Annotated in this window: 7 protein-coding genes; 1 reads left to right on the top strand and 6 read right to left on the bottom strand. The window is 43.0% G+C overall.

Translation table 11 applies throughout. The features are described 5' to 3' along the window. From GX089_03230 to GX089_03210, 5 genes are all read right to left on the bottom strand, one after another. Window positions 1-152: hypothetical protein (locus GX089_03230; GenBank protein ID NLP01481.1), on the bottom strand; the 152-nt coding region annotated here is incomplete at its 3' end. Further along, complete coding sequence (locus tag GX089_03225; GenBank protein ID NLP01480.1) at window positions 149-1474, bottom strand: TolC family protein; 1326 nt, start codon at window positions 1472-1474, stop codon at window positions 149-151. The genes GX089_03225 and GX089_03230, both read right to left, overlap by 4 nt. A gap of 254 nt (window positions 1475-1728) precedes the next feature. Further along, the gene (locus GX089_03220; GenBank protein ID NLP01479.1) at window positions 1729-2166 is read right to left on the bottom strand and encodes a D-tyrosyl-tRNA(Tyr) deacylase; all 438 of its coding nucleotides are present in this window, start codon (window positions 2164-2166) and stop codon (window positions 1729-1731) included. Between the two features lie 2 nt (window positions 2167-2168). Then, window positions 2169-2777 (bottom strand): hypothetical protein, encoded by a 609-nt coding sequence (locus GX089_03215; GenBank protein ID NLP01478.1) that lies wholly within the window; start codon window positions 2775-2777, stop codon window positions 2169-2171. A gap of 292 nt (window positions 2778-3069) precedes the next feature. Continuing rightward, window positions 3070-3897: a pyrroline-5-carboxylate reductase gene (locus GX089_03210; protein ID NLP01477.1), complete on the bottom strand. Its 828-nt coding sequence runs from the start codon at window positions 3895-3897 to the stop codon at window positions 3070-3072. Window positions 3898-4140: 243 nt separating this feature from the next. Here GX089_03210 and GX089_03205 point away from each other — a divergent pair, with 243 nt between their 5' ends. After that, window positions 4141-5313 carry a Fic family protein gene (locus GX089_03205; GenBank protein ID NLP01476.1) on the top strand — a complete coding sequence of 391 codons (1173 nt, stop codon included), beginning with the start codon at window positions 4141-4143 and terminating at the stop codon, window positions 5311-5313. Window positions 5314-5412: 99 nt separating this feature from the next. On the opposite strand, the gene GX089_03200 is transcribed toward GX089_03205, so the two are convergent. After that, window positions 5413-5739, bottom strand: coding sequence for a hypothetical protein (locus tag GX089_03200; GenBank protein ID NLP01475.1), 327 nt, complete (start codon window positions 5737-5739; stop codon window positions 5413-5415). Window positions 5740-5762: the final 23 nt, after the last annotated feature.

The following is a 5762-nucleotide window of genomic DNA, read 5'->3' as shown; positions in this document are numbered from 1 at the left end:
GTACTGGTGATGACATTCTCGATTGTTCCGATTTCGATCTTCTGTGTCTCGAAGGAAAATGACGAAGTCTTCCCATTGCCTGTTAATAACCACCAGACAGCCGAAATAATTAGAGCTATGGCCAGAACTGCGATTACAATTTTCTTTATCATCCGTCAATTCCTTTCGAACCGTCGCCGGATTTGATTATCTCTGCGATATTACCGCTTTTATGAAGAATGTTAAAATACGACTTTACCAACTGAAGTTGCGCCTCAACCTGTGCAAGACGCGCTTCCAGAAACTGAGAATTTACCGAGGAAACCTCGGTAAGGGTGGCGGCACCGGCCGCATATCTTTCCTTTACTGCCTCGAGGGTCTGTTCTGCCGATCTCAGACGATCATTGACCACTTTAATCTGCTGCATCGCCATCCTGTGCTCAAGCATCGCTCGCTCAAGAGACAATCTTACCTGCCGCTTGAGTTCCTCAAGCCTCAACTGAGCGGATTTGAGCTCGATTTCATTTCTTGTGACAGATGTAGATCTCTGAAGCCTGTCGAAAATCGGAATCGAAAGGGAGAGGCTTACCCGCCCGTCGGGGCCGTTTATACCCCGGTCAAGATCTGAGAATCTCTTGTCTACCGATAACCCTGCGGATATTCCCAGTGATGGCAGATTGGAAAGTTCTGCTGAACGAAGGCTTTTCCTTGATGCTTCAATAGTTTTTTGCTGTGCTTCGATACTGGAAATAGTCACATTTTTCTGTGATTCCGGGGGAGATAATGATGAATCAGCGCTTATCGATTCGGAAATTCCCCAGATCTCATCGTCCTGGAAAGAGATCTCCTCCTCAAGAGGCAGTCCCAGAAGAGACTGCAGTTCCATCCGTGCCAGATCAAAAGCATATTGAGCCTTCAATACCCTTGACTGTGCCTCGGAAACAAATGTTTTCTGCTGCAGGACATCTGAAACCGATTTCCTTCCGCTCTGATAAAACGCTTCTATCTGTTCGAGCTGAGATTTTGCATACTCCAGGTTGGCCATCTCTACATCAATAGCTGCCCCGGTTGATACTACATTAAGAAAGCTCTGTGCTGATTCCAGCAGTATATCATCCCTGGCCTGCTCTTCCGCTGCAATCGCGGCTTCTCTGCTCAGGTTTGCAGCTTCGCGATTGTAAAAAGATTGAGCAGAGAGGCTGTAGCTGAGACTCAGTCCTGCATCAACTCCGGTTGGAGAAGATGTGCTTTCCCTGAGATCGACCTGCTTTCCTGTAGAGGCACTGGCTGAGAGTGATGGAAGAAGGCTTCCGGTGGCCTGTCTTGCAGAAGCTTCACGGGAGAGGGTCTGGTACCGGGCCTGATGGATGCTTATACTGCTGTCTGAGGCGATTTTAAGGACATCAGTAAGGCTTAATGATCTTTTCTGTTCCGCACTGGTGAAAAGGGAGATGGTAATCACTGCCAGTACAAAGCAGCTTGCTTTTATTTGCATATTTACTGTTCTCCAGGTTGTTAGAGACAGGTTTTTGGAGATGTTAAGTAATGATACTCATTAGACATTCCGGGTGGATGTTTTATTACATCCGGAAAGAGGAAAAAAGTAAAAAAAGGGACGGACTATCTTTTTACTTTTATCTGTTGGAGTTTCACTCGAAGATGAACGAGCGGTATGGAAATATAACCGAAAAATGCTGGATGCAATACTGATAATAGTTGTATTGGAATGCCTGAAGTTTTCTGAATTCCTCATTTTTCCAGAATCAGTGTCACTGGCCCGTCATTTACAAGCTCTACCTCCATCATTGCACCAAATCTCCCTGTCTCGACCCTGCTGACCTGCTTCTTCAGTTGCTCGACAAAATACATATAAAGGGAGTTCCCTTTTTCCGGCGGGGCTGCATCGATAAAACTGGGCCTGCGTCCCTTGCTGCACTCCCCCAGAAGTGTAAACTGGGATACAACCAATGCCTCACCACCAATCTCCTTCAGGGAGAGGTTCATTTTTCCCTCCTGGTCAGGAAAAATGCGCAGATCAGCGACCTTTGAAGCCAAAAAATCCGCCTTTTCAGTCGTATCATCCTTGTGTACACCCAAAAGAAGCAGTATTCCTCTGTTGATCTCTCCAACAGTCTCACCGTTTACCTTTACCCGGGAATGGCTGACTCTCTGAAGTACTATTTTCATAATTAAAAAATCACACGGAAACCGGCTCTGATTCCAATGCCGTGCATATCCTTGAAAGTGTTGTCCTTTGGCACATGTACCGGCTTTGACCACTGATACTCAACCCCAAGAAGAAGTGCCACATCCTCACTGAGATTGTACATTGCATCAGCCGCGATTTTTCCTATCACTCCAAGATACCATTTGTTTTCACTGATCGATCTGTTATCGGTATCCAGTGAGTCATGAGAGAAATAAACTGTGTTGAATCCGACCTGGCCGGAGAGACTGGGATAGATCAGAAGGTCTGGAAAAGGGGTAAGTGTGATAAATCCGGACAAGGGAAATGACAGCATCCGTTTTTTCTCTTCGAAGACAAGGGCATCCCCGGATGATTTTCTTTCACGTGTGAGAACATTCCACATGAAATCCAGACCAGCACCAAAAGAGATCTTACGGTCAACTATAAAACCGCTCTGAAAAGAAGCATTCCAGGCGGTTGATTTTTCATTGTCAAGAAGATCATAAGGCCAGACCGCTCCGATTTTCATGGTAACGGCTTTTTCCGCGTGGGTATTGGCCATAAACGCGACAACAGCGATAATGATGGCAACTGATCTTGAGAGATTCATAAATCCTCCGGTACTTTATCATTAATACAGGCTTATACCTGTACATGAAATCCTTTGATTGTAATTATTCAGGTAATTAAAATTACCAAAGTTGGAACAGGAATCAAAACCTTTTAATTGCCTTTTATATTCCTGGCCAAAATTATACTTTGCCTGTTCAGGGTTTTTAAGGCAAATTGTCTCAGAAATAAGCATGGTTATTTTAAATAGTACAATTGTGTACTGATGCTTTCACAGGACTATACGTTAATATCGTTTGACAGAATGTTCACGAAGCTGAATGCCGGGAGTATCAACAAATCCCGAACTGTTTTTGGGTTTCTTTGCTCCGTGTGATGTGCCTTTCCATAGTTACGCTCATAAGTTGATCAAATGCTTCGGGAAGCTTTTCAGATAATATTTTGATCCCAGTCTCTGTAGCACCGCCTTTAGTCGCAACACGGCTTATAAGTTCCGATGTAGTCTCCCCGTTTATTTCCAGTAGTTTCAGTGTGCCGGTTACTGTTGACTTGAACAGATCGTATGCTTCTGTGTAAGAAAGTCTGCTGTTTCTGATAACACTTCCAATATATTGATCCAGGAGGAAGGCGATGAAAGCCGGAGCGCAGCTTGTCAGATTAGTTGCTGCATTGAACTCACTCTCTTCAAGTTCATAGACATCTCCGATTCGTTTCAGAAGATTACAGATAAAGATTTTGTCATTTTCCTCAACTCTCTTATTGTGAGCTATTAACGTGACCCCTTCATTGACCTGCGCAAGCATCGTTGGCATTATTCTGGTTATTTTACAATCGATGGTACTCTGAACGGTAGTGATCTCCAACCCACCGGATATTAATATCAGGTGTAAATCAGGAGAAGCAAATGGTTTGACCTGATCGATGATGGTTTTAACATCATAGGTTCCGACACAAATGAAGATTATCCTGCATTTTTCAACAATCAGTTGGATATTATCCAGTATCGTAACAGATGGATATTGTGATTTAAGACAACTTAGTTTTTGAATCGACCTGGTATTGACGAAGACAGAATCTTCTTTAATAGCACCACTCTTCAACAGGCTGTTTAACAGCACACTTCCCATTTTCCCATAACCTATGAATCCTGAATTGATCATACCCTCCTTTTTTTTAACTAAGAAGTTCGAAAGATACTTCGGTACTGCATTAAGATACAAACGTGATATCAAAAGTTAATGCTGTTCTACATGGATCCAAGTGGGCGTAACTTATCTTGCCTAAAATAATGTGCTGTGTTATTTTATGATAGGTATTTAAAATAAAATAACAACCATCCTTATTTTACGATATTATATTATAATAAAATAATGACAATCTTTATTTTATGATAGGGAGAAACTATGCAACGGGGTCTTCAAGGTCAGTATAAAACCATCTCGACAGTGGGAGAGTCGGTTAAGGCATTTATCCCAAAACCTCTTCCACCACAGCCTCCGATTGAATGGACATCAGAGTTGCGTGATAAATTCGATCAGGCACATCTGGCACTTGGGCGGCTGGACAGCGTATCAAAGTTTCTTCCAGATACTACTCTTTTTTTGTATATGTATGTTCGAAAAGAGGCGGTACTCTCCTCGATGATCGAGGGAACGCAATCATCGCTTTCTGATCTTCTTCTGTTTGAGATGGATGAGGAACCGGCTGTTCCTGTTGATGATGTACAGGAAGTGAGTAATTATGTTGCGGCACTTTTTCATGGATTGCATCTGCTGGAAAGCGGACTACCTCTTTCACTGAGATTGATTAAAGAGATGCATGGTGTGCTGTTGTCAAAAGGCCGCGGCTGCAACTGTACACCGGGAGAATTTCGAAAATCCCAGAACTGGGTAGGTGGAACCAGACCGGGTAATGCGGTTTTTGTCCCGCCTCCGGTAGAGGATCTCATGGAATGCATGAGTAAGTTCGAACTGTTTCTTCATGATATTCCGGAACCTGTACCTGTACTGCTTAAAGCTGCTCTAATGCATGTTCAGTTTGAAACAATCCATCCTTTTCTTGATGGTAATGGCAGATTGGGGCGGCTGCTTATCACTTTATTGCTCTGTGAGAAAAAGGTGCTGCAGGAACCTATGCTTTATCTCAGTCTCTATTTTAAAACACATCGGCAATACTACTATGAGTTGCTTAATAGAGTTCGTACAACAGGAGACTGGGAGTCCTGGCTTGATTTCTTTGCAGAGGCTGTGATTGTTGTTGCTACTCAGGCAATGGAAACCGCACAAAATCTTTTTAACTTATCTGATTCCGATAAACAGAAAATCAGTACTCTTGGAAGAGCTGCGCCATCAACACTCCGGGTCCATCGATTACTGATGGAACATCCCCTTGTTACTTCGAACTGGCTGGTGGAAAAAACCGGGATTACCCCAGCTACAATCAACAAATCGCTGGGACATCTTGTGGAGCTTGGTATTATTCGAGAAATAACCAGGAAAAGAAGAAATCGGATTTTCAGTTATGATGGGTATATAGCGATACTGGATGAGGGGACTGGGAATACTGCATTGATTTAAAGAAATCATTTATCCATACCATGTTGATAGAGACCGTTGCCCCGGCAGGACTTTAAATGGTAAGTATGGCATAGGTCTTAATTTAAAATTCCTTGTGTATCATTGATGAATAATTCCCAGTGTAAACGGCCTGCTGTAAACCATATCTCCTGCTCTTAGTGTGCAGATGTACATTCCATTCTTTATATTCGCGGGAATCTGATATTCATAACTTTTCCTGACAGGAAGGCTGCCTGTTGTGTGATGTGCAATTACTCTTCCTGACAGTGAGTGTATTGTAAACTCTATACCGTCAGTTACAGGTGATCCATGGTTGGTAATTTTCAGGATGGTATTTCTGATTAACTTAACAGAAAAGGCCTGGTTGTTACGGTTCGCAATGAGATCGTTTTTTACAGATGAAGATTGATCACCTACGGATCGCACTATGAATACCTCGAATGTTTTCC

Origin of the sequence: Fibrobacter sp. (genome assembly GCA_012523595.1) — a bacterium.
In the GTDB taxonomy this organism is placed as follows: Bacteria; Fibrobacterota; Chitinivibrionia; order Chitinivibrionales; family Chitinispirillaceae; genus JAAYIG01.
This window is presented reverse-complemented; position numbering and strand designations above follow the sequence as displayed.